The organism is Nocardia sp. NPDC059195, from assembly GCF_042754695.1.
Lineage (GTDB): Bacteria > Actinomycetota > Actinomycetes > Mycobacteriales > Mycobacteriaceae > Nocardia.
Genome location: NZ_JBHZBG010000012.1, coordinates 196,601 through 223,469 on the forward strand (window position 1 = coordinate 196,601; position 26,869 = coordinate 223,469).

28 protein-coding genes, 1 tRNA gene, 2 pseudogenes and 1 riboswitch are annotated in these 26,869 nt (G+C 63.0%); of the genes and pseudogenes, 15 read left to right on the top strand and 16 right to left on the bottom strand.

Features of this window, described 5'->3' with window-relative positions; all coding sequences use genetic code 11:
• Positions 1-40: 40 nt before the first annotated feature.
• A complete protein-coding gene (locus ACFXKN_RS18030; protein ID WP_378952012.1) occupies positions 41-637 on the bottom strand; it encodes a DUF305 domain-containing protein in 597 nt (198 codons plus the stop codon).
• Between the two features lie 29 nt (positions 638-666).
• Positions 667-2,208: an LVIVD repeat-containing protein gene (locus tag ACFXKN_RS18035; RefSeq protein ID WP_378951063.1), complete on the bottom strand. Its 1,542-nt coding sequence runs from the start codon at positions 2,206-2,208 to the stop codon at positions 667-669.
• A gap of 182 nt (positions 2,209-2,390) precedes the next feature.
• Here ACFXKN_RS18035 and ACFXKN_RS18040 point away from each other — a divergent pair, with 182 nt between their 5' ends.
• The 6 genes from ACFXKN_RS18040 to ACFXKN_RS18065 all read left to right on the top strand — a co-directional run bounded on the left by ACFXKN_RS18040 (position 2,391) and on the right by ACFXKN_RS18065 (position 6,214).
• The gene (locus ACFXKN_RS18040) at positions 2,391-2,540 is read left to right on the top strand and encodes a hypothetical protein (protein WP_378951060.1); all 150 of its coding nucleotides are present in this window, start codon (positions 2,391-2,393) and stop codon (positions 2,538-2,540) included.
• Positions 2,537-3,361 carry an SDR family NAD(P)-dependent oxidoreductase gene (locus tag ACFXKN_RS18045; protein ID WP_378951057.1) on the top strand — a complete coding sequence of 275 codons (825 nt, stop codon included), beginning with the start codon at positions 2,537-2,539 and terminating at the stop codon, positions 3,359-3,361. Before ACFXKN_RS18040 ends, ACFXKN_RS18045 begins: the two co-directional genes overlap by 4 nt.
• Positions 3,362-3,363: 2 nt before the next feature.
• The gene (locus tag ACFXKN_RS18050; RefSeq protein WP_378951052.1) at positions 3,364-4,260 is read left to right on the top strand and encodes an LLM class F420-dependent oxidoreductase; all 897 of its coding nucleotides are present in this window, start codon (positions 3,364-3,366) and stop codon (positions 4,258-4,260) included.
• 2 nt (positions 4,261-4,262) lie between these two features.
• Positions 4,263-4,763 carry a nuclear transport factor 2 family protein gene (locus ACFXKN_RS18055; protein WP_379433419.1) on the top strand — a complete coding sequence of 167 codons (501 nt, stop codon included), beginning with the start codon at positions 4,263-4,265 and terminating at the stop codon, positions 4,761-4,763.
• A gap of 135 nt (positions 4,764-4,898) precedes the next feature.
• Positions 4,899-5,603, top strand: a complete 705-nt coding sequence (locus ACFXKN_RS18060) for a TetR/AcrR family transcriptional regulator (protein WP_378951046.1) — start codon at positions 4,899-4,901, stop codon at positions 5,601-5,603.
• A 59-nt stretch (positions 5,604-5,662) separates the two neighbouring features.
• Positions 5,663-6,214 carry a VanZ family protein gene (locus ACFXKN_RS18065; protein ID WP_378951042.1) on the top strand — a complete coding sequence of 184 codons (552 nt, stop codon included), beginning with the start codon at positions 5,663-5,665 and terminating at the stop codon, positions 6,212-6,214.
• Here the strand turns inward: ACFXKN_RS18065 and ACFXKN_RS18070 are convergent.
• From ACFXKN_RS18070 to ACFXKN_RS18085, 4 genes are all read right to left on the bottom strand, one after another.
• Complete coding sequence (locus ACFXKN_RS18070; RefSeq protein ID WP_378951039.1) at positions 6,198-7,004, bottom strand: ABC transporter ATP-binding protein; 807 nt, start codon at positions 7,002-7,004, stop codon at positions 6,198-6,200. The two genes, ACFXKN_RS18065 and ACFXKN_RS18070, sit on opposite strands and share 17 nt — an antisense overlap.
• Positions 6,997-7,848 carry an ABC transporter permease gene (locus ACFXKN_RS18075; RefSeq protein WP_378951036.1) on the bottom strand — a complete coding sequence of 284 codons (852 nt, stop codon included), beginning with the start codon at positions 7,846-7,848 and terminating at the stop codon, positions 6,997-6,999. Before ACFXKN_RS18075 ends, ACFXKN_RS18070 begins: the two co-directional genes overlap by 8 nt.
• Positions 7,826-8,848: an ABC transporter substrate-binding protein gene (locus ACFXKN_RS18080; protein WP_378951033.1), complete on the bottom strand. Its 1,023-nt coding sequence runs from the start codon at positions 8,846-8,848 to the stop codon at positions 7,826-7,828. Before ACFXKN_RS18080 ends, ACFXKN_RS18075 begins: the two co-directional genes overlap by 23 nt.
• Positions 8,845-9,552, bottom strand: coding sequence for a TenA family protein (locus tag ACFXKN_RS18085; protein ID WP_378951030.1), 708 nt, complete (start codon positions 9,550-9,552; stop codon positions 8,845-8,847). Before ACFXKN_RS18085 ends, ACFXKN_RS18080 begins: the two co-directional genes overlap by 4 nt.
• A riboswitch (TPP riboswitch) is annotated at positions 9,543-9,639 on the bottom strand. It overlaps the preceding gene by 10 nt.
• Positions 9,640-9,880: 241 nt before the next feature.
• Between ACFXKN_RS18085 and ACFXKN_RS18090 the strand changes: the two genes are divergently transcribed.
• Positions 9,881-9,965 (top strand) — tRNA-Leu (locus ACFXKN_RS18090).
• Between the two features lie 312 nt (positions 9,966-10,277).
• Here the strand turns inward: ACFXKN_RS18090 and ACFXKN_RS18095 are convergent.
• From ACFXKN_RS18095 to ACFXKN_RS18105, 3 genes and pseudogenes are all read right to left on the bottom strand, one after another.
• Positions 10,278-10,525, bottom strand: a pseudogene (locus ACFXKN_RS18095) (transposase family protein); the annotation flags it as partial.
• Between the two features lie 58 nt (positions 10,526-10,583).
• A complete protein-coding gene (locus ACFXKN_RS18100; protein ID WP_378951027.1) occupies positions 10,584-12,752 on the bottom strand; it encodes a hypothetical protein in 2,169 nt (722 codons plus the stop codon).
• 2 nt (positions 12,753-12,754) lie between these two features.
• Positions 12,755-13,225, bottom strand: a complete 471-nt coding sequence (locus ACFXKN_RS18105; protein ID WP_378951024.1) for a hypothetical protein — start codon at positions 13,223-13,225, stop codon at positions 12,755-12,757.
• Between the two features lie 1,295 nt (positions 13,226-14,520).
• Between ACFXKN_RS18105 and ACFXKN_RS18110 the strand changes: the two genes are divergently transcribed.
• The 4 genes from ACFXKN_RS18110 to ACFXKN_RS18125 all read left to right on the top strand — a co-directional run bounded on the left by ACFXKN_RS18110 (position 14,521) and on the right by ACFXKN_RS18125 (position 16,968).
• Positions 14,521-14,796, top strand: a complete 276-nt coding sequence (locus ACFXKN_RS18110) for a hypothetical protein (protein ID WP_378951021.1) — start codon at positions 14,521-14,523, stop codon at positions 14,794-14,796.
• Between the two features lie 80 nt (positions 14,797-14,876).
• Positions 14,877-15,734 carry a hypothetical protein gene (locus ACFXKN_RS18115; RefSeq protein ID WP_378951018.1) on the top strand — a complete coding sequence of 286 codons (858 nt, stop codon included), beginning with the start codon at positions 14,877-14,879 and terminating at the stop codon, positions 15,732-15,734.
• A gap of 17 nt (positions 15,735-15,751) precedes the next feature.
• Positions 15,752-16,228 carry a hypothetical protein gene (locus ACFXKN_RS18120; protein ID WP_378951015.1) on the top strand — a complete coding sequence of 159 codons (477 nt, stop codon included), beginning with the start codon at positions 15,752-15,754 and terminating at the stop codon, positions 16,226-16,228.
• A 35-nt stretch (positions 16,229-16,263) separates the two neighbouring features.
• Positions 16,264-16,968: a hypothetical protein gene (locus ACFXKN_RS18125; RefSeq protein ID WP_378951012.1), complete on the top strand. Its 705-nt coding sequence runs from the start codon at positions 16,264-16,266 to the stop codon at positions 16,966-16,968.
• A gap of 12 nt (positions 16,969-16,980) precedes the next feature.
• On the opposite strand, the gene ACFXKN_RS18130 is transcribed toward ACFXKN_RS18125, so the two are convergent.
• The 4 genes from ACFXKN_RS18130 to ACFXKN_RS18145 all read right to left on the bottom strand — a co-directional run bounded on the left by ACFXKN_RS18130 (position 16,981) and on the right by ACFXKN_RS18145 (position 21,056).
• Positions 16,981-18,660: a galactose oxidase-like domain-containing protein gene (locus ACFXKN_RS18130; protein ID WP_378951009.1), complete on the bottom strand. Its 1,680-nt coding sequence runs from the start codon at positions 18,658-18,660 to the stop codon at positions 16,981-16,983.
• Positions 18,661-18,896: 236 nt separating this feature from the next.
• Positions 18,897-19,700, bottom strand: coding sequence for an HTTM domain-containing protein (locus ACFXKN_RS18135; RefSeq protein WP_379433420.1), 804 nt, complete (start codon positions 19,698-19,700; stop codon positions 18,897-18,899).
• A gap of 7 nt (positions 19,701-19,707) precedes the next feature.
• Positions 19,708-20,277, bottom strand: a complete 570-nt coding sequence (locus tag ACFXKN_RS18140; protein ID WP_379433421.1) for a hypothetical protein — start codon at positions 20,275-20,277, stop codon at positions 19,708-19,710.
• A 5-nt stretch (positions 20,278-20,282) separates the two neighbouring features.
• Positions 20,283-21,056, bottom strand: coding sequence for a hypothetical protein (locus ACFXKN_RS18145; protein ID WP_378951000.1), 774 nt, complete (start codon positions 21,054-21,056; stop codon positions 20,283-20,285).
• A 720-nt stretch (positions 21,057-21,776) separates the two neighbouring features.
• Between ACFXKN_RS18145 and ACFXKN_RS18150 the strand changes: the two genes are divergently transcribed.
• Positions 21,777-22,079, top strand: coding sequence for a hypothetical protein (locus ACFXKN_RS18150; protein WP_378974681.1), 303 nt, complete (start codon positions 21,777-21,779; stop codon positions 22,077-22,079).
• A 252-nt stretch (positions 22,080-22,331) separates the two neighbouring features.
• On the opposite strand, the gene ACFXKN_RS18155 is transcribed toward ACFXKN_RS18150, so the two are convergent.
• Entirely contained in the window at positions 22,332-23,069 is a 738-nt protein-coding gene (locus tag ACFXKN_RS18155; RefSeq protein ID WP_378974686.1) for a class I SAM-dependent methyltransferase, read from the bottom strand.
• Between the two features lie 297 nt (positions 23,070-23,366).
• On the opposite strand from ACFXKN_RS18155, the gene ACFXKN_RS18160 reads away from it, so the two are divergent.
• Both ACFXKN_RS18160 and ACFXKN_RS18165 read left to right on the top strand, forming a co-directional pair.
• On the top strand, positions 23,367-23,735 hold the full coding sequence (locus tag ACFXKN_RS18160; protein WP_378974689.1) for a hypothetical protein: 369 nt from the start codon (positions 23,367-23,369) through the stop codon (positions 23,733-23,735).
• A 281-nt stretch (positions 23,736-24,016) separates the two neighbouring features.
• A complete protein-coding gene (locus tag ACFXKN_RS18165) occupies positions 24,017-24,526 on the top strand; it encodes a hypothetical protein (protein WP_378974694.1) in 510 nt (169 codons plus the stop codon).
• Here ACFXKN_RS18165 and ACFXKN_RS18170 read toward each other — a convergent pair.
• Entirely contained in the window at positions 24,455-24,775 is a 321-nt protein-coding gene (locus ACFXKN_RS18170; RefSeq protein ID WP_378974697.1) for a hypothetical protein, read from the bottom strand. The genes ACFXKN_RS18165 and ACFXKN_RS18170 overlap by 72 nt on opposite strands.
• 193 nt (positions 24,776-24,968) lie before the next feature.
• Here ACFXKN_RS18170 and ACFXKN_RS18175 point away from each other — a divergent pair, with 193 nt between their 5' ends.
• Positions 24,969-26,159 (top strand): IS701 family transposase, encoded by a 1,191-nt coding sequence (locus ACFXKN_RS18175; protein ID WP_378974702.1) that lies wholly within the window; start codon positions 24,969-24,971, stop codon positions 26,157-26,159.
• Positions 26,160-26,298: 139 nt separating this feature from the next.
• Here the strand turns inward: ACFXKN_RS18175 and ACFXKN_RS18180 are convergent.
• Positions 26,299-26,775 (bottom strand): annotated as a pseudogene (locus ACFXKN_RS18180) (IS5 family transposase); the annotation flags it as partial.
• Positions 26,776-26,869 lie beyond the last annotated feature (94 nt).

Sequence of the window (26,869 nt, forward strand, 5' to 3'; positions counted from 1 at the left end):
TTTCATTGTCAGGGGTAGTTCGACGAACAGGAGCGGAGGTTCAGCCGCCACGTCGAGCGAGTAGTAGGTCGAGCAGACCGGCCTCGCGGCCCTGCTCGGTCAGCATTCCGCGCGCTGTGCGCTCAACCTCGCCGCCGGTGAGCAGCGCATCGGCGGCGGCGGCCATCTCGATGCCGCCATAGTGATGGCGCTGCATGAGCCGTAAGAACAGCACCTCGGCCTGTGGGCCTCTGGCGGCGGCGAGCTGGTCGAGTTCCGCGATTGTCGCCATTCCCGGCATGCTCGAGTCCGGTGATGCGGCGGCAGCCCGATGAGGGTGTGATCCGGACTGCTGCATCCAGGCCATCGGATGTGGGGCGGTGACCGGTGCGCCGGCCAGCCGCAACCAGCCGAGCAGCATTCCCAGCTCGGTGCGCTGCGTGTCGGCTATCTGGTCGGCCAACGTCGCCACCGATGGCTCGACACCGGGGTCGAGCCGCTGCACCAGCATCAGTGCCTGACTGTGATGGGTAACCATGTCCTGCACGAAGCAGATTTCGGTCGCGTTCAGCACCGGCTGCCGCGGGGGTTCATCCGAGATCAGCACCGGCCGCACCGCCATGCCCATCGCGAGCAGTAAGGCGGCGAGACCGGCCATAGCCGCCACACGGAAAAGCCTGTGCCGGTTCATGACCCGGTGGTCGATGCCTGATCGGCAGGCGGGGTGTACACCGTCGGTGCGAGCTCGAGTGCCACGAAACCGTTGTCGGCACAGGTGGTCGACAGCTGGTTCCCACGCCATTCCGGCGGCGAGAAGCACCAGTCCGTGGACAGATCGCCGAAAGTCAGTGTGCCGGTGCGTGAGCTGAGTGCCTGCTGCGGATCGAACTGCCCCTGCAACATCGCCTGGGCCACGGTCGGGGCCGCGAGCAGCGGTGGTCCGATGATCGAGGCGAGCGCGTGCGGTGAGTTCCACAGTTCGGCGTGCTCGTTGGTGCGCGCGGGCGGGTTGAAGTAGGCGATCTCGCGAATCGCCGCAGGGTCGCGCACGTCGAACACGCGGATGCCAGAGGAGGTCCAGCTGCAGGCCAGCGCGGTGGGGTCGGCCGGTCGGTCGGCGGCGCAGTAGTGCGCGTCGTAGGCGAACAGTGAGCCGCCCGAAGCTGAGGCGATCATGCTGTCCTGGTTCTCCGGCAGGTTGATCGCGAGTTTGATCGACTGCGCCAGCCGGGGTCGGCGGTCGTCGGTGACGTCGATGAGCTTGACCCCGCCCGAGCCTGCCTCGTCGACGGTGAAGACGTACGGCGCGCCCCGATAGGTCACGGGAATGGCATGCTGGGTGGCCCAGCCGTCGGTCCACGGCATGTCGGCCAGTTCCTGCACGCGCGGTTCGGCGTCACGCCGCTGCACCGCGCTGACATCGAGGACCTTCATCCCGCCGATGTTGTTCGCCAGATACATTCGGTTGCCGTCGGGTGAGATACCGAATCCGTGCATCGACAACCCGGCCAGGCCCTGCCAGATCACGCGTGGGCTCGCCGGATCGGTGAGATCGACGGCGCTGAGCAGCCCGGGCGCCGTTCCCGATGCCCAGTAGGTTCGCCCGTCGGGGGAGAAGCCGCCCTCATGGGCGGTGATCGGCACCGGCAGCGCCAGATCGGTTCCGGGACCCGGGTTGAGCAGTCGCGGGTGCGCGCAGTCGGAGATGTCGTATACCGACAGCAGGCCGGCACCGGTCAGGGCGGGAACACCCGCGCCCACCAACAGTTTTCGCGCCGTGTTGACCTTGAGGCTCTCCCAAGTCCCCGCGAGCATGGCTGGTTCGGTGAGGGTCGTGGTCTGTACCGGCGCGGTCGGATCGGCGACATCGAGCACGCGCACACCCATGTCGGGACCGAGCAGATTGCCAGGAAAGAAGGTGCCGATATAGGCGCAGTGGTCGTAGGTCACCGAGGTGATGCCGCCACCACGGCCTGCCGAACTACCGAGCAGGCGCATATTGCATCGGAATCCGTCACGGGTGCGCCCGCTGTCACGGTCGGCGGCGGGCACATCACCCTGCAGTCCGGTTTCCGGGAGGGAATCGGGTAGGCAGTCCGCCTGGCCCACTGCCTGCACCGGCGGTGTACCGGCGGCGGGCTGGGTGGACGCCGCACCGAGGGGCATCAGCAGCGATACCGCCGCAACGGCGGCGCAGCGTCGGGCCGTCCGGGTGAACAAGGAAGTCATGGGTTGGTTTCGGCCCCGTGAGTGGGGGCGCCTTTCATGGAAGATGTTGGGCGGCTGCAGTATTAAGACGCGGCTCAGCTCAGTCGCGTCCACGAGTAACCATGTTACTGATGGCGCGACGCTACCACTCATAAGACGGTGTGGGACCGATTCGGAGGATTCGGGTACTTCATCGGGTGCCCATGACCGAAGCCGTCGCCGGAAACTTCCGTCGTCGCGCCTCGGGGTACGAACGGAATTCAGGTCCCGTTCAGCGGGAACACGGCCTTCCGCCGCTGCCGAGTCCCTGCATGCTGACGGGCGACAGCGGCAACGACGAGGAGGCGATGTGACCGACCTGAGGCGCTACGGACCGTGGGCGGTGATCGCGGGCGGTTCGGAGGGAGTAGGCGCATCGTTCGCCGATCTACTCGCTGATGCCGGGCTCAACTTGGTTCTCATCGCGCGCAAGCCGCAGCCGTTGGAGGAGACCGCCGAACGAGCGCGGAAGAAAGGCGTTCGAGTACGCACGCTCTCGCTCGACCTCACCGAGAACGAGTCGATCGCCGAGATCATCTCGGCCACCTCCGATATCGAGGTGGGACTGCTGATCTTCAACGCAGGCGCCAACAGCTACGGCGGCGCCGAATTCGTCCTCGGCGACCTCGACCGGTTCCGCACCGTGATCGATCTGAACGTCACGGCGCAACTCTCACTGGCGCACCACTTCGGCGCCCAGATGCGGGGGAGGGGCCGAGGAGGTCTGCTGCTGGTCGGCTCGATGAGTGGCTACCTCGGCGGATTCCAGCAGGGAATCTACGGTGGAGCGAAGGCCTTCGGGCGGATCTTCGCGGAGTCGTTGTGGCTGGAACTGCGCGATCACGGGGTAGACGTTCTCGAACTGATTCTCGGCGTGACACGGACACCCGCCATGGAGCGGGCCGGATTGAATTTCGATATTCCCGGGATGATGGTGAGCGAGCCCGACGAGGTCGCGCGGGAAGGGCTCGAACACCTCGGAGACGGACCGGTCTGGATCGCTGGTGGAAATGCGGAGATGGTGCAGGTACGCAGCGGACCCGACCGCGCCGGCCTGCTCCTGAAGAACCACAAGGCCATGCTCCGGCTGTTGCCGCCACGGCAAGCGCCTGCGGCCGACGGTCGGCAGGGCTGATCATGCGCATCGGGATCGTCACGCCGGTGGTCACTCGAGTGCCCGGCGCCCACTCACCATGGGAAGCCACGGCGAGCATCGCGGACCTGGCTCGGATGGCCGCGCACGCCGATACCCTCGGTTTCGCGCATCTGACCTGTAGCGAGCACGTCGCGGTTCCCGTCGAGGTCGCACAACAACGCGGTGGGACATATTGGGACCCCTTGGCGACCTTCGGGTACCTGGCGGCGCGGACCGAGCACATCCGATTCGTCACTCATGTGCTGGTGCTCGGCTACCACCACCCGCTCGAAATCGCCAAGCGATACGGCACTCTCGATGTCGTCACCGGGGGACGGCTGACCCTCGGCTTCGGTGTCGGGTCGTTGGCGGAGGAATTCGATCTCTTGGGTGTCGAGTTCGCGGGAAGGGGTGAAAGGGCCGACGATGCTTTGCGCGCACTGCGTGGCGCGATGTCGAACGAAGTGCCGGAATATCAGGGTAGCCACTACGCGTTTTCGGGCATGCTCGTTCGTCCGCACGCGGTCCAGGCCAGGGTGCCGTTCTGGATCGGAGGTCGATCGGCGCGTTCCCTTCGCAGAGCGTTGGAATCAGGTGACGGCTGGGCGCCCTTCGGCCTGTCGCATGCCTCGGTGCACTCGATGCTCCGATCCGTGGATCTACCGGACGGTTTCGAGGTCGTCTTGTCCGCCGGGGTGCTCGATCCATTACGCGATCCGGCGAAGACCGGAAAGCTCATCGAAGCAGCGGTGGCCGCGGGTGCCACGACGGTGAACGTGTCGATCGCTGCCGACTCGATTGACGACTACTGCGCTCAATTGTCCACGCTGGCCGACTTGGCTCAGCTCGAGTCGCAGCCATCCAGTGGACCGAAGGCATCGGACGGGGAGAAGGAGTGACTGTGGAAGACGCGTTGGCGGCCTTGGAATCACGGCTGCGGCTACTGGAGGACGAGCGTGAGATCCACCGGCTCGTCGCACGTTACGGGCCCCTGGTCGACGACGGCGCCGCCGAGGATGTCGCGGCTATCTGGACCGACGACGGTGTCTACGATGTCGACGGCCTCTACATGTCAGGACGGGCGGACATCGCGGCGATGGTGCGCTCGTCGGCTCATCAGGGATTCATCGCAGGCGGATGTGCGCATTTCCAGGGGCCGGTACACGCCACAGTCGACGGCGATTCCGCCACCGCGGCAAGCTATTCGGTGATGATTCTGCGCCGAGACGGCTCCTTCGTAGTACAACGGGCAACCGCGCATCACTGGCTGTTCGCACGTACCGACGACGGTTGGAGAGTCCGTCGCCGCACGAGCCGTGCCCTGGACGGAAACGCTGACGCGCACCGACTCTTGGCGGCCGGCGTGCGTGGTCATTCTTTCGTTGAGGACGGCGGCGCCTGAGCGGACTCCCGCGGCTTCACCGTCGCTGCCGACCAGATCACTACGGGCATGGGGAATTGACCGAGTTCGGCGTTTTCGTGATCATGATGTGAGTTCCCGCTCACTTTTGTTTCGCGTTCTCTCGAGGTCCACCTGATGCCAACCCACGCCGATCCACCGCGCAAACGCCCCAAGCAGGATCGCGCGAAGGAGACACGAGCACGGATTCTCGAGGTGGCCGCTCAGCTGTTCGGTGATCGCGGTATCAGCAACACCTCGACCAACCGGATCGCCGCGGAAGCCGGCATGAGTATTGGCACTCTGTACCGGTATTTCGCCGACCGCGAAGAGATCGTCAAGGAGCTCACCGACAGCCTGTTCGTGCAGGCGGAGGAAAAATACAGTCGGCTGCTCACCATTTCGGTCGTCGACCGGCACCGGCGCGACGCGGTTGCCGAGATCATCCGCATCGGGGTCGAAATCCTCGTAGCCAACGGCCCGCTCGTGCGCGCCCTGGTGGCGGATCTGCAGTTCTACGGCAGTGGTATCCCCGAATTCGAACCCCGGCTGCGAATGGTCATCAAGCTCTACCTGATCCAGTCGCTGGGCCCGACGCACGGCCTCGACGTCGACACCATGGCCTACATCGTGCTCAACGCGGGCTTCTCGACCGCGCTGCGCTCGGTCAAGATGGAAGAAGAGGGCATGGACCGCGATGCGGTGATCGACCAGACCGCCGACATGATCGGGCTCTGGATCACCACGGTGGCACAGGCCGACTCACCCAACGCGGCCCCCGAAACCAGCACGGCGCACGCTGATCACTCAGGCGGTGACGGCCAACAACTATCGACCCGGTGACGCCGTGTTTTGTCTGCCGGTCGCGCCGGCCCCACACTCCCGCAACTATGGTGGAGCGAGTGGTGCGGAGCGTATGGGATTCGTGGGGGCACGTGCTGATCGTCTGGGCGCTTGCCATGCCCGTGGTCCTGGCCGCCACCGCGCTGCTCGTCCGTTGGCGGCTCGGTGCGGGGACGCCGCGGCGAATCGCGCTGCGGCACTCGATCGCCGAAATCGGCGTCGTCGCGGCGATCCTGCCGTGGGTCTGGATGATCCTGACGCCCGCCGCCGGTGACAGCGAGGTCAGCCTGGTGCCGCTGCGTGACCTGGCCGCCACCCTGGGCGCCGCGCCCTCGACCGTCGTGGTGCAGGTCGGCGCCAATCTCGTGTTGTTCGTGCCCTTGGGATTCCTTCTTCCCCTTCGATTTCCCCGATTGTCCGGTGTCATTCGAATGACCGGTGTCGGCGCGCTGCTGTCGACCACACTCGAGGTCGCGCAGTACGCGTTGGATCTGGGCCGTGTGTCCTCGGTGGACGACGTCCTCATGAACGCGGCTGGTGCGGGGGTAGGCGCCCTACTCGCCACGGTGGCTCCGCCACGACCGATCGGTCGAGCTACCGCTGTTCGGTGAATGCCCGACGCGACTCCTCGTGCAGGATCGTGAGGAGTTTCTCTTCCAGCGCGACGAATTCGGGGGCGGTGATCGTGGACAACCCGCGCGGTCGGGGCAGGTCGATGCGCAGTTCGTAGCGCACGGTGGCTGGACGCGCCGACAGTACGATCACGCGGTCCGACAGATACACCGCCTCACGGACATCGTGGGTGATCATCAGGACCATCCAGCGGTAACGCTGCCAGACCTCTTGCAACCATGACTGCATCTCGGTGCGAGTCAGGGAGTCGAGCGCGCCGAAGGGTTCGTCGAGCAGCAGCAGTTCGCGCTCCTGGACGACGGTCCGCAGGAGCGCGGCCCGCTGTCGCATCCCGCCCGACAGCTGGGACGGGCGGGCGTCTTCGAAACCGGACAGGCCGAATACCGGAAACAGTTCGCGGGCGCGGCGCCGGGCCTCTGCTTTCGGGACACCCTGTACGCGCAAGCCGAGGATGGTGTTGTCGAGGATGGTTCGCCAGGGGAACAGCAGGTCCTTCTGCGGCATGTAGGCGCAATGCGATGCGGTGTCCTCGCCGTCGGCCGCGCGGAAGCCGACGCTGCCGGAGTCGGGGGATTCGAGTCCGGCCAGCATGTTGAACACGGTGCTCTTGCCACAACCACTCGGCCCGATGACGGTGACGAACTCGCCCGATCGGACTGTGAACGACACCCCGCCCAGCACCTCGAGGTCCGGGCTGCGCCGACCGGGCTGCGGAAACGACTTGATGAGATGGTCGACGACGATTCGGTCGCCCCCGGCGTCAGTCACGTCGGCTCCTTTTCTGCACGCGCGACCACGGAGCGACGAGGCGTTCGATCGCGAACGTCGACAGGTACAGCGTGATACTCAGCAGCGCCGTCACCAGCACCGCCGCCAAAACCAGGTCGGTGCGGAACGAATTCTTCTGCAGACTCATATAGATGCCGAGACCGACGCTCGCGCCGACATACTCGGCGAACACCGCGCCGACAACCGCATAGGTGATCCCGATCCGCAACGCCGTGAAGAACCGTGGCAGCGCCGACGGCAGCCGCACATACCGGAACACCTGCAGGCGGGAGGCGCCCATGCTCCGCAGCAGCGCGCCCGCGTCACGGTCGGCCGCGGCGAATCCCTCGATCAGGCCGATGGCCATGGGAAAGAAGGTAACCAGCGCGACCACCAGGATCTTCGGCAGCAGACCGAACCCGAACCAGATGATCATCAACGGTGCGATCGCGACGATCGGCACGGTCTGCGACGCGACGAACAGCGGCACCAATGCCCGCCGCAGCCATGGCGAGAAGTCCACGACCACCGCCAGCACCCACGCCAGACACAGCGACACCGCGAACCCGACCAGAGTCACCTGCAAGGTGGCGGCAGCATGGGAACTGATCTCGTCCCGGTGCGCCCACCCCTGCTCGACGACCCGCAGCGGTGACGGCAGCACCTGCGGACGGACACCACTGCTCGTGACGTAGACCTGCCAGATCGCGACGAGCACCGCCACCGTGACGAACGACGGCGCCGCCCACCGGATCCCTGCCCAGCGAGCCGTCCCGCCGTCGTCGCCGGTGGGGACCAGCGGCGACGCGGCTACGGACAGCTCACGGGTTGGCGAGGTACTCATTGGTGAAATATGTCGACCAGTCGGGTTCGGTGGTCACCGGCTTTCCATCGGGGCCGGTCAGCAGACCGCCCCGGTACAGGAAGCCGGAATTCGCCGACCACTGCTCCACCGTCTGGGTGCCCACCTTGCCCTTGGCGTCCTTCATGAACTGCGCGGCCAGCATGCGCTGGCTCTCGAAGACCAGCGCCTCGTCGTTGAACGCGCCCGGATTGGCGTCGATGAGATCCTGGGCCGCCGCGTCCGGATTGTTGGCGGCGAACTGGTAGCCGCGTTGCAGAGCCTGCACGAATTGCGCTGCGCGGTCCGGATTCTCGGCCAGCCAGCCTTCGTTGGCGTCGATCACGATCGCGTAGGAGTCCGGAAAACCGAAGTCCGTGTACCGGAAGTACCGCATCGGGGTGCCGTGGTGTTCGGCCTCGATCCCTTCCCACGCCAGATACGAGACGGTGAAGTCCGCCTTGCCGGAGTAGACCGCCTCGTAAGCCGACGAACCCAGCACCACCGACGTGAAATCGCCGGTGCCGCCGTCGTTGCGGATGACCTGCTGTAGTGCCTCCCGCTCGCCCGGGTCGCCGAAACCGGCGTAGGTCTTGCCGTCGAGGTCCTTCGGGCTCGCGAGGTCGGCACGATCGGCACGCACCCCGATGCCCGTCGCCCAATGCTGCAGCGGAGCGAGAACCGACTTGACCTGCGCACCCGACGCGCGGGCGAAGGTCGACGAATTGTGTGTACTGATCCCGAATTCCGCGTTTCCGGCATCGACGACCGTGTCGACCGAGGAATTGTTGTACGGCAGCACCTGCACATCCAGACCGGCGTCGGCGAAGTAGCCGCGCTGCAACGCGACGTAGAGCCCGACGTGGTTGGTGTTCGGCGTCCAGTCCAGCGCGAACCGGATGGTTTGGTCGGAGCCGCCGCCCGAACCGCATGCGGTGACCAGCGACAGGGTCGCGACGGTGGTTGCGATGACCGCGAGCGCGCGGCGAAACCGCCCGGTCATGCGGCAGGCCAGGGCTGCGGATGCAGGGCGGTATCCCAGAACATCAACTCGTAGCGCACGGCGAGGATGAATGCCTTCTCCATCGCCGCCCGCTCATGCTCGCTCGCCGACTCGGCAGCGGCGTCGACCAGCGCTCGAGCCGTGGCCGCGGACTGCTGGAACTCCGCAGCGCCATAGGTGGTGACCCACTGGGCGTACGGGTGGGCGGGGTCGGCGGCGATCACCTGCGCGGCGCTCTCGGCCAGGTCGCGCCCCACTTCGGCATAGATCCAGAAACAGGGCAGCGCGGCCGCCGCGGCGACGGCGTAGGACTCGGTCGCGGCGGCGGCGATCAGGTAGGAGACATAGGCCAGGCAGGTCTGCGAACGCTCCGGCTCGCCCTGCCGCGGCGGCAGCGCGCCACCGGTGAGCAGTTGGTCGTGCATGGCCGACTCGACAGCGGCGGCGTTCGCGGACGAGGTCGCCCAGAAGGCCGCGGTCTGCGGGTCCGGCGACTTGGCGGCGAGAATCGCCAGCGCCTTCGAGTACCCGGTGAGATACAGCGAATCCTGCTCGATGTAGGTGCGGAACACCTCGAGCGGCAAAGTGCCCTCGCCGAGGCGGCGCAGGAACTCCAGGTCGTCGATCGCGCCACGGAGGGCTTTCGTCTGATCCCATAGGCGGGCGGTGAAGCTATCGGTACTCGTGGTGTGGGCGCGCAACACCGTGACATCCCTTCGTCAGCATTACCTGAACAGGTTCCCGGGTCTGTTCTCAGCCTCGCCCTATGCGAAGCACCCCGTGTCAGAACTCGACCGACACTAGCAGCGACCGCCGACACGCGGGCTATGCCCGGTTGCGCGCGAAGCCCCGGCATCATCGGCCATGCTGCACCGGCTGCACTCTTGCGCCTGCCGCAACACGGTGCGCCGTCAATCTCAGATACCGCTCTACGGGCCGATCGACATCACGCCGACCCCACACAAAACAGCAGGTCATCTAGGCGATTTGGTTTCCGACAGCGCGTCGGATAATCTTTTGGCACACCAGCAAGTCCGGGTGGCGGAATGGCAGACGCGCTAGCTTGAGGTGCTAGTGCCCGTATTAGGGCGTGGGGGTTCAAGTCCCCCTCCGGACACAACGCTTTTCAACGCATCACCCCTCTGACCAGCAGTTATAGACGTTGGTCGGCGGTCTCGTCAAGTCGAGAAAATCGCAAAACCGCAGGTAGGAGCCCGTGGGGGTTCAACACGGGTCAATCTGAGAGATCCTCAAGAAACCGGCGACATCAGCGGGCCATGGACCCTCCCAACCGTGGAGGATATCTGCCGATCGAGTCCGCTGCGGGCGACCGTGGCTAGGTGTTGTAGGTCATGAGGTTGTTGACGCCCGGGCAGGGGAGAGCTGAGGGGACAGATCTCCCGGCGGCAGGATGGAAAACACCACATCCTCCGAGGTCCTCGATCACCTGGGCCGCGGCCGATTTCGAGACGCCGAACACGGCCGCGAGTTGTCGCATTGTGAGGTTGGTTCGCCAGTAGGCAGCACCCGGTCTTCGAAGCACAAGCCCCACGGTCGGCAGCGCAACGGTCGGTCAGCGCCCTCGCGCCGCAACTATGTGATCAGGCGAGCGAACGTGGCTGGCCGCAGGCCGGAGAAGAACTCCACCGTCACCGGGTCAGCTGCCGAGATCACCACCGGTGAGACGATACCTGTTGCTGCTCAACGACTTACGGCACACCCCTTAGGCATTCGGTCAGGTCGGCCTCTTCGCAAGTGCCTTCGCAATTTCAGGCAGGAGGGGCCGCCAAGTCGCGACCAGCGGTCCGGCCGGAATAATCCGGAGTCGAGGAATTGGACGGGGTGGATCCGGGATCTTGCAATTCTCGAAGACGATCGGAGTCGGCCGCAGATCGGTGCACGTCACGACCTCCTGTCGACGGGCGTCCGTACCGGTCACACACAGCGGGCAGTCGACTATCTGCCCGATCTCGGTCGTCTCGACGGTCAACCGATCACGCTCCGCGGACAACGTGTAGTCGAGGGTTCCGCTCGGAACGGTGACGCTACCCCTTTCAGTGGTCAGTACCTCGCCGTTCAGCGACCATACGAAGTCGATCGGCAGCGCCATCAGTTGCGGCTCGGCATGCAGCGCTGTTCGGGAGCGTACGCTGAACTTCTGACAGAGTGTTGCCCCTGGATTGAGTTGATCGCCCTTGGCGAGCACGGAGAATTGAGATCGAAGATCGATCAGCGGAATGGGGTTGTCGTAGGTTACCCAGGTCATGTGGACTCGGTCGATATCGTCATCCTGCCAAGCCCGCACTCTGGCAAAGCGCCCCGCGCTCGTGCGAACGGCGAAGACAACTCCGCCGAGGAATATTCGTCCGAGGTCGAGAACGAATTGCTCACCTCCGATCGGGATATCTGTCCGCGGTATCCGGCGATCCGTAAACTCTAGCCGACTCATTCGCTCCGGTGTCAACTGTTCGTACGATATCGCTACGATCCGTAATCGCGCTCCGTCTACGGTGGAAATTCCTCGGATTGGCGACCAAACCAGATCGGCGCCCGAAAATGTGTCCGGGCCGATGGTTCCCGAGTCGAGATCGACAGCGAATCCGGTTCGGGAGGAATGACTTCTTTCTTCCCGTGCAAGTATGCGGTCCTCCGGGATGATCGAGCAGCGCAGCTCCAGATCGTCGAGCTCAATGCCATCGATTCGCAGAGATCCGCCGAACAGGCTGCTCAGGCCGGAAGAGGAGCCGCGTGAAAGTCTGTTGACAAATTGTTCCAAGAGTATTTCCAGAAACTCGACGCCGGCTCGCAGAACTATGAGTATTGATGCCGCGATCGCGGTTCCCACTCCGGGAAATAAAAAACCGAACAGGCCTCCTACTATATAGGCGCTCGGCGGGAGCTCGATTTCTATGTCGACATCCGGTCTCGTAAAGGAAATGGTGACGTCACCGTCTTCTGCCGAGAAATCGGCGAAGAATGTAAAGGTCGCTTCGATGTCTGCGAGGCGGGTGGTGTGCTCTGCGAACCCGTCGAAGCGAATTCTGTTACCGTCTACGCGCCCAGTAAATCTTCTTATCGTAATATCTTCGATGGTCACCGGGGACCTCAGTTCGAACGGAGCCGCGAAACTGTCCGGTGGTATTTCGAGTTCGTCTGCGGCCTCCCTTCGGAACTGTGCGAACAGAAAACGATTACTGATCATGAGCAGGGCTGAGCCGGCGGGTGTTATGAAGTTCTGCCGTACGTCGTTGATGCGGCCGGCATTCGGATCACCGCCGGAATCGGCTGACATTCGTATACCGAGGGCAATGCAGTCGCGATCCGTGAACTCCGTGTCGTTGATGGTTGTCACCTGGATTTCGGAGATTTCTTCCGCCGAAACCGGGGGAGACAAGGGCATACGCCGGATGCTTTCCCTTAGCGTTTCGGCTATGATTCTGCGCATCTCCGACCGCACCTGTTCGATCGGTATCCCCTGACGGTTGAAGGCATCGATGGAGTCCGTATCGAAATCGAGGTCGATTTCGTCGTCAGTGATAGCAGTGAAGTCCAGAAAAATAGAGATTTCTCCGTCCTCCTCCGCCGTTCTGATTCTTTCGACAATCTGAATAGTGCCACCGAGTGCAGTGATTTCACCGGCAAACTCTTGCGGTTCGTCGATAATGAGGGTGGAATCGGAAAAATCGACGATCAATCGTATGACGGTTCGAGTGTCCGTCAGATCTACGGTCGGCGTTCTGAAGTTCAGGAACGTGGTCGCTTGGACCGGACTTTCCTCGCCGGTTCTGGATACAATCGAGGGGAAAAGGGGGTCGGTGAGAAATACGTTGGCGATCTGATTGTTCAGCTCGTCCTCGGATACCTGTAGCAGCACGTCGAAATCGGATGTACGTGTGCGTTCCATCGCTAGTCACCACCTGTCTTGTTCCCACGGTTCTTTGCGGTGGTGACTGTTACCTCGGCTAGCTCCGCCCCCGGGGGCAAGACGTTCGTCTCTCCGGCCGCGCGATGAATCCGTTGGAGTACCTTGCGCTCGTAGCGGGTCAGCTCCACGCCGGCGGCCACGAGCGCATCGACCGGCTGGGCGATGAAAAGTTGGCGATTCGAGGCATTCTGTGCGAGCCAGTTGACGATCTTGGGGTCGGATTCCTCGAGCTTGAACACGAGCGCCTTCGGCAATCTTGTAGTTGCGGCGGCGGATCCAACCCGTGGGTGGTGCGATTCGTCGGCGACGCAAGACAGCGCACCCTGCCGTGCGCCGAAGCGAATTCGTATGTTGAGGTTGTAGCCTTGTGGAACGCGTGCACCAACCCTGTCCGGACGAGGACGAGCGGGAGATGCGGCGAAGTCGGTATCGCATGGCGTTGTGTGTTCCATGGTTCCTCCTGTTGACCGCGTCGGCCTGGATCGGCGCCTGACCGGCTGAATGTGCCGACATTTATTTCGGGTCGGTCGCCAGTGATGACGGTACGCCTGTGGTGAGCAGAGGCACACGAGTAGTTACTACTCGATTTCCGGCCGCTTTCGGTGCCGCGGCGGCGACTGATTCCGACCTCACGCCCAACAGCTCTCCGGCTCTCCGCGGGCTTCTTCTTCCATACCCGCGCCGCCAGGTGCGTTTCCCCCAAAGTCTGTGTCAGATCCGCGATCTTGGCCTCGAGCTGCTGCTCACGCGTCAAGACCCCGGACTTACCGGCCGTCAGCCCCGCGCGGCCCGCTTCGAGGAACTGCCGCTTCCAGTTTCCTACCGACTGCTCGGACACCTTCGCCCGCCGGGCCACCTCGGCCACGGTGAGCTCCCGGCCAGGACCGACAACACGATCCGAGTCTCTCCTCGGCCGGAACAGCCTATGGTTTAGCCATGATTCAGACTCTCACTGGTCAAACCAGCAAACAACGGGCCCTGCCACAAAGTCTGACGCGACACGCCTGAGAAGTGTTGGCAAGGCGCCGAGCAGGTACGCCGCGATCGACCGATCGCCCTGCCATCGAATCGGTCTCCCGATCACCGACAAGGACGCGGCGGTCTTCACTCGACGAGGAGCGAAAACTTCTTCGCAAGCTCCTCGATGGTTCCCGAACCGCTGCCGGAAATCCTCTCTACGGCGATCGATGACGGCGCCTGCACGCTGCGGGAGGACATGCTGCTCAGCAGACGCGCTAGTCATTCGGCGGAAATACCGTCGAATCGAAGGTCAAATCGGGTATCCGGTGGAAGTCGTGGCTGATCGTAACCGGTTGTCCCAACCCGGACCTGCACGTTGCCCCGTCCTTGGCAACGCGTGTCAGAACGCCGACCGGGAGCGCTTCGCCAGTTGTCTCGACCGTCGTCGGCTCGCACCATTGGGTGCAATCTGCGCAGTCGGAGGGTCAAGGTCGCCCTGACACGCAGGGCGGCCGCGAGGTGCAGAGTCGCGGCGTCGCTCGATGAAGTCACACGGGGTCGACCGGGGAAGGATCCCGCATCGATTGTTCGCCCAACGCAGTAGACGAAGGAACTCATTTGGGAAGCTAAGGATCCGTGACACAGGTGGCAATAGGGGGGATTATCGAGTTAGAACAAGAATGATCTTATGTGGAGTCCCGGTTCCATGCTTCCGCATGGGCCGACTAGGGCGTCATATCCAGAACGTTGAGTCATATCCAGACCCGCTATCATTGGAAGGCCTGCAATGACTGGCGAGCAATTCAACTTCAAGCCCTCTTTCGAGCAAGTCACTGTTCCCTGCGAGGGGGAGGTAGGGGATCTGCTGATCCTGACGCCCTTGAAACACGGAGAGTTCGACTCCTCCAAGGTAGGTAAGGCCAGCGTCTGGTTCTGCACCAAAGCGGCAAGTTCGGACGGTCCAGCGACTTGGCAGCAAGTTGAATTTACTGGATTCGCTACCTGCAACATGCCGGTGGTTCAAATACCACCCCAGGACGTTCCACCGCTGGGCCGCCATTGACCGGACAAGTCGGTCGCACGCTGCCATCGGAGGACTTGAGCGGACCCGCTGAGCAAATATGCTATCCGGAGGTATTTGGAATGGCGAAGTTTACAATTAAAGCTGCCAATGAGGAAGCCATAAGAGGCGAAACGGCGGCAATTAATCCGGCGGGATTCGGTCCATCCGGAATGATTGCAGGTGTGGCCGGCATAGCTACGGACCCGTCGGGCCTTGGTCCGGGCGTGCTTGGAAGAAGCAACGGCAAAGGTCCTGGTGTCATTGGGTTTGCCAATAGCGACGGCGGTGTCCTTGGTGTTCATGGCGATCCCAACGTATTGACATCGATGCCGGCCGCCTCCGTCGCCGGGGGGCGTGCTGGGGTCTTCGGTGTAAGCGACGTTGGAGCCGGAGTGGTCGGCTTTGCCGGCGCCAACGACCAACCAGGCGTCTACGCGATCGGCGGACTGCTCGCCGTCGCCCCGGGTAAGGAATTCGTCGCAGATTTCCGCGGCGATGTGAAGGTTCTCGGCGACATCCTCCTCTCCGGGGCGGACTGTGCCGAACAGTTCGACGTCCCCGACGGGGAGCCCATCGAACCCGGGTCCGTCCTGATCATCGCCGACGGCGGTGGTCTACGACAGAGCGACACCGAGTACGACACCCGGGTCGCCGGCGTCGTATCGGGAGCCGGTGACTACCGGCCAGGGATGATCCTTGACCAACAGCCATCGTCAGGGCAGCGGCTGTCGGTGGCCCTCATCGGCAAAGTGTTCTGCAAGGTCGACGGCTCGCACGGACCCATCGTGGCGGGTGATCTGCTCACCACCTCGCCGACCCCCGGGTGTGCCATGAAAGCCAGTGACCCTCACCGGACTTTCGGATCCGTGCTCGGAAAGGCTTTGGCCCCATGGGACGGCGGTCGCGGCCTGATTCCCACTCTCGTACTGCTGGGCTGAACGGGGGAGGCGTCCGAATGGATCAGCGCACACTGCGGGAATTCGCCGCCAGGATCGAACGCGGCGAACTGGGCGCGGAGGTTCAGGTCCGCTACCACGTTGCGGGCGGTATGCCGTCCCAACGCGTGGACTGCACCGTCACTCTGGATGCCGTGCGTGGAGCGGATATTTCACGTCTCAACACCCAAATCTCTGATCGCACTGAATACGAGTCCATATCACCCGATCGGCTCGACGTTGCCGACTTGTTCCGGGAGGTGAGGCACGGTCTGCAGAGCCTGGCACCTACGGAGGAACACATGCAGTGGGTCCCCGACGGATTGATGGGTACCTTGACCATCGTCGTGGACGGCGCGGAGGAGTCGTTCCGCTTCGTGCCCGAACGGGAGAAGCGCGCCACCCGGACCACATTCATCACCCCGGTGATGGATCGCGCGCTGCAGCAGTTCTGGATCCTGGCATTCGGCGAACCTTCTGAAAAGGGTCGACCATGAGAGATCTCAGCGTTCGGGGCATCTACCGGCGACACGTGGTCGAACCCGCCATCGACTTCTACGGAACCGCCGATCCGGCCATCGTGGGCGACCTGAACAACTTCCGTGTCGGCAAAGACGTCCTTGGCTCGTCCGTCGGCTCTGTCAGAGCGCCGCTCGAGACCCTGGCCCGCGAGTACTTCGGACCGGGCGAATGGTCGCAGACCGTATGCGACAACGTCGTCGGCAGGATCGCCTTCACCCGAACGTGGACGCATATCGACGTCCACATCGCGACGGTGCCGGACGCGGGGATCGCGTCCGCCGTCATGGACTCCCTGCGGTTACTGTGGAAAACCGATATCGAAACGACCTGGAACAACCCCGTCCGGACCCCCGGTGCGCCACCTCAGCAGTGGAAATGCGGGAAGGGCAAAGAGGTCCCGTGCCGCGTGTCGTTTCGAGTGCACTTCGAAACCGGGCTCTTTGATCACATCGTCCGCGTCCATGCCCAACCGCCGCCTCCGGCCCCCTTCCGGTGGGACCAAAAAGATTGGTACACCGCTTATAATCCGCCGGGCAACCTTGCAGCCCACGAGTTCGGGCACATGCTCGGCCTGCCCGACGAGTACCCCGACGCCACTCTTTGTCCCGGCCGTTCCCCTGTCAACACCGGAACCGTCATGGATACATGCACGAACTTCATCCCACAGCGCCTGGTCCAGTGGATGGCCGACGCTATCGGATCCACGCTGGTTTGAAGTCGGTCCGGGTCATCTCCCTGCGAACAGTCCGTTCCAGGCGCGTTCGCTGTCGGACTCGGGTATTTCGGTGATGTATACCTTGATTCCCAGGCTGGGCAGGTTCTGCTTGTTGACTGTGAACATGAAATAGAAGCCCGGTGGAGCGATGGTGGCGTCTTTGGGGGCGGTCACTTTCAACCGGTCTCCGTCGATTCGGTTGAACCCCAACTGGATCAATCGCTGGTCGGCGTTGAATGCATGGGTCACGCTCCCACACCGGACGATGATCACGTGTTCAATATTGTTCTCGCTCACCTGCGTTGATTCGACTTCGAACGTAGTTCCGGTGAGCCAGCGGTTAGGTGCGGCGAGGATCTCCGGCCTGTTAGGGTTCCCGAAGTAGGAGGGCTCGTAGATCTCGATTGTCAGATTGGCATTGGCGATTCCGGCAGCACCGTCCTTGTCCCCGCCGGCGACCCAGACCCTACCGTCTCGCATCAAAATTGCGGTGGAGTGGTAGTTCCTCACTTGGCTCTGCTTTTCAGAGGCATGCGTGAGCGCTTTCCAGTTGCCGGGAGTCGCGCCGTCCCGGTTCACCTCGGGATCGTAGATCTCTGGTGTCCTCACCGCCGTCGCATCGAGTGTCGCAGCATCCGGGGGCGTTCCCGCGACCCCGCCCACCAGGAGAACTTTGAGATTGGGAAGCAGAATAGCCTGTCCGTGAATCCTTCTGGGGTGGCCGGCCAGCTGGCGCGGTGCGGTCCTGCGCCAGAGCGGGATACCGGGACCCGATGGAACGGTGCAAATCCAGGAGTCCTCAGCGCCTGTGATCAGGACACGTGCCTCGGTCGAGTCCCACCGCATGGGAAGGAGTACCGAGGACTCCCAAAACGCTCCGTACCGATTGGTTGGCCCTGGGGCAAAGTCACCCAGCTCCTGATACTGGCCCTTCATCGCGCTTTCGTCGATCGCTAGAGTCACAGTCTTGTATCCCTTGCTGGGGCTGGCGATCAATACCTTCCCCCCGGGAATCACGTAGGCCCGCGGATATAAGGTGACGGCGTCGTATTGCTCGAAATGTGCCCGTGTCATTACGTTCTCAGGATCGCCCAACCGGTGCCACCGCCCGTTCGGGAGAGGGTTCGGCGTAAAGACCTCTGGGATGTAGTTGGTGTGCCAGGCGTCATCGGTGCCCGGGTGGCCGTTGAGAGCCAGCACGTTGCCCGATGGCAGGGTGACCAGCGTCGGATACCACCTGCCGCCGGTATCCCCCCTGTGGTCGATATGCTCGGCCGGAGGTTCACTCGGGGGTCGGTAGGGGAGCCCTCGGTTCATTGAGGCTACCCGTTTTGCCTGGTACTTCGCGTTCTCATCCAGCCTGATCACTGCACTGTCTCGAAGCCCGGGGAAGTGTATGTGATGTGGACCCGCCGCCACCTTGTCCGGGAATCTTCGCGTGCCGCCTGCAACCAGGAGTATCCCGCCGTAGGTCAGGGCGTGACCGGAGCAAAAGGTGTCGAACAGATCGAGTTTCACCTTATGGATCGAGAACGAGTTACAGTCGAACAGCCGAATCGCGTCGATGTTTCCGGTCTTGTTGAATTCCGGATCGTGCTGATCTCCACCGAAGTATACGAGCTGATCGAAATTCAAGAACGATGCGTGGATAGCCAGAATCTCGGAGTCGATGATGTTCGTGTTCCAAGGCACCGTTGACCTCCCAGGATCAACCGAAGCTACCGCGGATGTTGTGGTCTTCCAGAGTATCCACATCGAGGAAGAACGAACAGCGGCGTTGCTTCAATTGTGACGTGTCCGTCCAGAGCGCGAGCTTCGCTTCCCGGCTCGTGGGGGTGAACGCGACGTTCGGGGCGCGGGATCGGAGCTAGTGCCGCGTCAAGCAACGTTGCCCACCGTGCCGCGGTGGTGACAGCATTGGGACACTGTCACATCCCTGTGCCAGTCGCGCAGAAGATTACTGCCGGGTACGTGGCGACGAAGGCCCAGGGGAAAGTGGACAGGCGCATGAGGACTGCGGTACCGATGTGCAAGAGAGCTCCGCTGATCAAGAGGGCGTAGGTGAGCGGTCGAATGCCGAGGAGCGCCAAGGGAAAACCGCACTCCAGCAGGATGACCGACCAGCACGCCGCCGTCGCGATGCCTCGATGGCGCACCAGGATCTTGCCGGCCTGCGGGTGCCCATAGGCCTGCGTCGTCAAGATGCCTGGTAATGCCGCTCCGCTGCGCCACGACGGGCTGACCAACTTCGCCGCGCCTGCCGTGAAGTACGCGAGACATACTTGTGCTGCCAAGAACCAGAGAACGATCTCGTTGGCGCGCTCTTGCCCGATGCCGAAGGCGAGAGCCAACGAGGCGAAGACGATGATTGTCAACTGGTCTGCCCCGTCGCCTCCGAAGCGCGAGCGCATACTCAGCAAGATGTAGGTCACGGCAATCATGCCGGCAGCCAAGGAGTTGAAGACCGACGAGGGGCGGAGCGCCAAGAGGACCCCGCAGGCCAGGCAGACGGCCACAAGGCCGAGCACTCTCGGATACGCCAGCAGTCGTCCGGCACTGCGTTGGAAGGGCCTTCTCGTCAGCATGGCGACACTCGTAGTCGAGACAGGCCAGCTGGCGAGGGCGCCATCGGAAAGATGCCGATGCATCGCTAGCCTCTCCATCGACCCGATGATGACGGCAACGGAGCCGATAGCCGCCGAAAGATGCAGAGCATCCGAGCTGGTGAACATCGGCTGCTTACCTCTCGCGGAGCAACTGTTCTGACAGATGCATGGTCGACAAGAAAACCACGTGATGATCCGAATCTTCGTCAGCCCCCTGTGACCGCATGATGAGAAACTGGGTGGCCTGGGCGCAATAGTCTCGGGGCAGACTGCAGACAAAGTTGAGCGTCGCGATATACGGCAGGGTGAGTTGCATCTGGGCGGTGTCACGGTTCAGTGACAAGCTGGCCTTGACGAGTTCGACTGTCACGTCGATCAGCGCCTTGTTATGCCGCCTTTCGGGATTCCAGACCGGTCCTATCCACTTCGAAGACGTGCGCGGACGAACCTCGCACCAACGAGTTATGTGTCCATTCGGCAGTCGATCGCGGTACAGCAGATGAAGATCGTCCGTCGCCGGTGTAGGCGCGAAAAAATTCCAGCGCGGTATGAATCCGAATACGTCGTGCGCGCGAACCCACTGCTCCGCTCTGCCAGCTTCCCATTTCTCGACATTACTGGGTATCTGACAGATGGCAGACACTGAGAACCACACCAACAGAAATATGGCAAGCGCAGCGAATACCATATGGTCGATCGCCATCTTGATCAATGCACATGCCCGAGAGCCTCACGGCGGATATCGAGCAATTCCCGTGCCGTTGTGGCCGGGCCCAATCTCTGAATTTGCTCGTCCGAAAGGTGCCGCTCTTCTTCCTCTGCGGCCATGACAGCTGCCGTGCATAGGACAGCGACGGTGACGGCCATGGCAGCCCACGCGACAAAGGTGCCGTTCTCGCAACAACTTGCGTCCGCCGTCAGGTTCGCCTCCAACTGATCCTCCGGCACCTGCGCCAACGCAGCCCGTTCAGCAGGGGTCAGCGGCGGCTCGTGTTTGATGGCTACGGCCGCCAATGCGTCGTCGGTACCGTCACGTCGGTGCTCGACGAGAGTCAGAGATTCCGGGCTCAGCTGTCCACCGTTGTATGGATTGTCCAGGATAACTACGCCGAGGTCGTCCGGCGGGAAGATGTTCGTTGCGAGGGTCCGGCCGCCATATCGAACGCTCGCGAATACGGGAGCACGTTGAAGTAGACGCCAAGCCTGGTAAGTCGAAAGTCTCGTGCGACCCTCGAAACGGGGCCGGAGCTCGTTCTCGACCAGTGCGACATCTTCGCCGTTTCGTAGGGTAGCGGCATCTCGAACTCGCTGCAGTATCGGATCATCCTGGGCAGCGACGAAAACCCTGACGGATCCGGGCATGCAAAGCAGTGCGCGATCAGGCTGCGTAGGAACGTAGTCCAGAACCTCGATCTCGCGATACTTGAGCGATCGCATCGCAAGCTCGTCAGCAGCGAGCTGCAACAGTGTTTGTTGATCCATGTCTCGACCTCCCAGCTAAGGGTGACGCCTTCTGACCAGACCAGACGAGAACGTAGCATACGCACTCGTCGACGAGACGGTATTTCGAGTCGGACGGGCCATCGCGCGGCCGCGGCATCCACGGTCGAGCAACGACGTCCCAGCGCGCAGGCTGTGCTGGCCGGCACAGAAACGTCCGCCAGGACCTTCCAGGGCACTGGCTTTCGCCGCGCTATATGCCGATGACCGGCAGTTTTCGATCTTCCAGGTGATTGGTGTACTGGTCGATACCGCCTCCGGACACAACGCTTTTCAACGCATTACCCCTATGACCAGCAGTTATAGACGTTGGTCGGCGTTCTCGTCAAGTTGGTCGTCACGCTTCGACATCTTCTCGAAGCGTGACGGGCGCGAGCTGGGCGACAACAGCATCTGTCGCGGTCTCGCCCCCAGCTGCGACCTGAACTGCTGACCACACCAACCTCACCGCGGATTCTGTTCAGCAATTCGATCGCACGTGAGTACGCGCCATCCCCTTGGGAAGCAGGCGAACAGGCCGGAATAACGGTCTGACCTGGTCTGTAGGTTGCGCGTGGGGTACCCGGATTCACCGCCTTTGACCCTGGCTCGGGGCACGAATGGGGCACGGAGGGAGGCGTCCTCCAGTGGAGTTGCCCACGGTCGAAAGCCGCTCATGGCTCCACTTCAGGGCGTTGTCTGGATCCGGGGATGATTGTGCTGGTGACCGAATGGCAACTGCATGTGTCCCTGGTTGAGCTGCGCAGGTCCATCGACTTGCTCATGGATCATGTCGAGGCTGCCACCGACGGCGACGCTATCCGCTTGGACCAGGACTACTTCTGGTCGATTCCGCCGGATGCGCTGTACGACGTCAACCACACTCCGGCCGATCTGGCGCTGGGCCAACTCTCGTGGTCGTGGGAGCATCTGACGGATCTACTGGCCGATCCGGATCGAGCGATCGGATACCACCTGGTTTGGCTCTCGGAGGTACTGCGGGCAATTGGCCAGAAGGTCCACTGACTTGCCGCACTACTTTGCCGCTGATCGAGCGATCCTGAGGGCCGCGGCACCACTCGACGAACGCACTCAACTGCCGATGAGCGAGCTTGTCCGACTGTTCGGAGTTCGGCGGGCTGGGGCCAGACCGGCCTGATTCCTACGCAAGGTTCAAGCCACACCATCAGATGGAGCCGGGTGCACGGCGAAGCGACGATCGCAGAAGCCGTGCGCGGCACGATGATCGCCCAGAACCGGCCCGCCGCAGCGTAGAAGTCAGGCCTCCAACACCAGGAACAGGAAGGCCAGGAACCTCGGGTCCTCGCGGTCCTGGAAGAACTCGGGGAACCGCTCCACCGCTTCCGGGGCAGGTGCCGGTTCCTCGACGCGGGTGATACGGAATCCGCTGTCGAAGAATGTCTGGAACATCGTCGACAAGGACCGATCCCAGAATGTGAGGTCCGCGGTCTGCCCGGCCATATCGGTCACCTTGCGTTGGCGCGTGGCGAAATAGTTTGTGGTCTCGCCGGCCTGAAGTTGCGTGAACCACATGACCAGCGGGTGCTCGACCGAGAGGATTAGGCGGCCTCCGGGCTTGAGCACGCGGCGCATCTCCGCCAGCGGGGAGTGCCAGTCCTCGAGGTAGTGCAGCGCGAGGGAGCAGACAACGGCGTCGAATGTGTTGTCGCCGAACGGAAGAGGGTCAGCCAGGTCCCCGACGTGTAGCTCTGCGGCGCCCCCAACTCTGGCTGTGGCGATGTCGATCAGGACCTGGCTGCCGTCGATTCCGACCGCAGTCGCTCCGCCTTCGATGAGGTCGACGAGCGTGGGACCCGAGCCGCACCCGGCGTCCAGCACATGCTTACCCGTCACATCGCCGAGCAGGTTCCGGATCGCAGGCCGGTTGTAGTACTCGTTGAGGAGGCTCGTCGCGTTCTCCTCGGCGTAGGCTTTGGCGATCGAGTCGTACGCGGCCGCGCCGCCGGAGTCAGTTTGCTGCGTTGTTGTCCCCACGTGCCCGACGCTAACACGGCAGTAGCAGATGCGCCTGAACGCTCCCCGTCCACGTGCAGAATCCGAGTTCCTTTGCGCGCCAGACTATCACCCCACACTCAACACTACGACAGCCCAACTCGACCATCCGTTTCTGCCGCTTGCCGCGTTCTCGGTGACCGGCATGGAACCTGGCTTTTACTGGTGGCATCGTTGGCTGTATGTGGGCACATCCGTGATTGCTGCGGACGGACTGCGGACGGGCCGATTGAAGCGGCCGATGCAGTCGTCGAGCTGCGTGCCCGTCATACTGGCCCGGTGATCTTCTTCGCCTGCACCGAGTGCGAGCACCCTCTCACTGGCGATCTCCAAGAATCGCAGTGCTTCGAGTCCGGCGATAACCTGTCCGACCACCGAATCGCTGACCCCCTAGTCGCGCAAGGCACCTATGCGATCAACTACGACTCCACGCAGTTCATTTTGCATCCCGACGACGCGCCCGGAACGGTTCGCCATCCCGACTCCAAGCGGTGCAACGGCTGCTGCGGGCTCGACGGCCAGGACGGCCCCAACCTCGTCTGTGCAGGCTGCGGTATCGATGTCGCTACCAAGGAATCGGACTGCTGGACCGACAACTATGTAGCGCTGATCGCCGCCGCCGTAGTGTCCAATCGTGTTCGCCGATAGGGGATCGTGTCCGTGCGAGCACCGCAGCCCGCCCGCTCATATCGAACCTGCGGCCTTCTGCTCCGGAGGCAGCCTCGGACCGTTCATGACGGTACTCGTCAATCTTCCGACGTACCGTGACCTGCCGATTCTGTCCGGCCACATTTGGGGTTGTTCGGGGTACTTGTGACAACGTGGTGACACTCGGAGCGGCCGTCGACGGCTTCGTCGTCGAAGATCCGCTCATGCCGATTATGTGATGTCGGGTAGGGCCTGCTCGAGCTGAGTCTTATGGTCTGGGGATGGCCCTCGATGCTCGATACCAGGCAGTTCCTTACGAACCGCTGCTCGAACGCGCGATGCGCGATCGTGGAGCCGCCGAGAACGCCATCCAGTTCTTCGGCAGTTTGGCTACGAGCGATGGCGCGGATTCGCAGTACTGGAATGACCCGATCTGGGTGGAGCTGGCCCCGGTCGCTCGTCAGATCGTGGGGCAGCGGCCTGGCATTCTTGACCGGACTTTCTCCACTCGGGCGTGGGACGCAGTGTACTGGTTGCTTGCGCCCAACCGTCGGAAGCAGGAAGAACGCAATCCAGCCGGGTTGGCCGAGATCGCAGTATTCGGGGCGGAGTCCCTCGCTTCGGGTGCGACTGCGGAGCAGGGGATTCCGCTTCGGTTTGTTCGCCCGCCTACTGCGCGGGCCGTAGCTGACTATGTGGAGAACAGTCTGGAGCCTGCTTCACATCTGTTCGACGCTGAAGCAATGGAAGCTGAAGACATATTCGGATACTGGTCCCAACTCCTCGATTAGACGATCCCGGAGTTGGCAATGAGCTGCGGCAGACTGGGCTTTCGCGGGTTTCACCCGTTCGGAACCTGCGACGTAGACGGCCAGTTCGTCGATGAGCCCGCCGCCTCCAGGCTGACGATCCACGATTCGGCTGCTGAAGTCGACGCTGCATTGCGGCGTGTGGACGTCGAGGTTTGTTCGCAAGGTGGGACCGTGGCCTCGATCTTCGTGGAGAAGGCTCCATCCCGTGGCGTGGCAGAAGCGCGTCACATCCGGCTTGGTCCACGTCCAGCCGAATCCGCCTGCGATGCAGGCGATGTGGACTGCGCCATCGATGTCTGCTCTCGCCCGTCAACTCAAACACGTATCGATTGGTGGCGTGATCTCTCGCGTATCCGCGCATGCCGCTTAGTACTCCAGCCGCACTTAGTTATGTTGTGCGGTAACATCTTCCGTCGTGTCGATCGATGAGGACCTGGTCGCGTGGGTGGCCGGGCTGGATGACCTGTTCGGGCGAGTCGCTGGCCGTTTCTACCGGGCAGAGCCGAGATTACGGGCCCGCGCGTACGTGCGCGGCCTGTTGGCGCCGCTGGCCGGGAAGAATGGCTGGACAATTGCCGAAGCCGCCGGTGACCAGACGCCGGATGGGATGCAGCGGCTGTTGAACCATGCAGCTTGGGACGCCGACGGGGTACGTGACGACGTGCGCGCCTACGCGGTCGAGTACCTGGGTGACCCGGACGGTGTTCTGGTGGTCGACGAGACCGGATTCATCAAGAAGGGGCTGAAATCAGCTGGGGTACAGCGCCAATACTCCGGAACGGCGGGTCGTATCGAGAACTGCCAACTCGGGGTGTTCTGCGCGTACACCACCGGCAAGGGTCGCACGCTGATCGACCGGGAACTGTATCTGCCGAAGTCGTGGGCTGGTGATCGTGACCGCTGCCGCGAGGCATACGTGCCCGATAACGTGGAGTTTGCTACGAAGGCCACGCTGGCCAAACAGATGCTGGCCCGAGCGCTGGATGCTGGAGTGCCGGCGCGGTGGGTGACCGCGGATGAAGCCTACGGCGGTGACTACAAGTTCCGGACCTGGCTCGAAGACCGCCGCATCGGGTACGTGGTCGCCGTCCCGAAGAACCAGACGATCCCGGTCACCGCGGGCAGCACCCGCGCAGATCACCTTGTTGCGCACGCCCCACAGCAGGCGTGGAAACGGTTGAGCTGCGGGGCGGGCGCGAAAGGGCCACGGATGTTCGACTGGGCCGTCGCGTCGTTGCCGGTCTATGAGTGGACCACTGCACCAGGATGGAGCCGGTGGCTACTCGCCCGCCGCGCTCTGTCTCCGAATCCCAAGGGCGAGTTGGAGATCGCGTACTACATGTGCTGCGCGCCGACCGGTACCAGTGATGAGGAACTGGTCCGGGTCGCCGGTGCTCGCTGGGCTGTCGAGGACTGTTTCCAGACCGCGAAAACCGAGGTCGGGCTCGACCAGTATCAGGTCCGGCGCTACGACGCCTGGTATCGGCATGTCACTCTCGCCATGCTCGCCCATACCTACCTCGCTGTGACGGCCGCTATTGCCCCAAAAGCATTGGCAGCGGCCTCATCTCGCTCACCTTCGGCGAAGTTCGACGTCTCCTGGCACACCTGATCACTACCGACCCGACCCTCGACCTGGTCTGGCAATGGTCGATCTGGCGGCGACGCCACCAATACCGGGCCAAACAAGCCCACTACCAGCGGCGACACCGATTACATCACGAAGTGCGGCTGGAGTATTAGAGCGTGTCTCATGTGGCTGCTCGGGCCTTCGTCAGCTTCTTGTAGCAGGTCAACGCCGCTGCCAGCGTGAGGAACCCGCAATAGTGAGTGTCCTTGCGGTCGTAGCGGATCGAGAGCCTGTGGTAACCGCCCAGCCAGGCGATGGTGCGTTCGATGACCCACCGGTGCCGACCCAAGTGTTGACTCGGCTCGATCCCTCGGCGGGCGATGCGGACACCGATGCCGCGATCACGCACCCAGTCCCGCAACTCGCGACTGTCATACGCCTTGTCCGCGTGCAGCTTCCCCGGTCTGCGCCGACGTGGACCGCGCCTGGACCTCACCGCGGGAATCGCCCGCACCAACGGACGCAACGCAGCCGCGTCAGGAGTGTTCGCCGCCGAGACTGCCACTGTCAGCGGTATCCCGGCCCGGTCGGACAAAACGTGCAGTTTCGAGCCCGATTTACCGCGATCGACCGGATTCGGCCCGGTCATCGGGCCCCCTACTTAATCGGTAACGGTTAGTTTGAGCAGCGGTCAGACGCTTCTGGGCCCCCTGGCCGGCAAAGGCCTCCAAAGAGGCTACGCGCTGATGGCG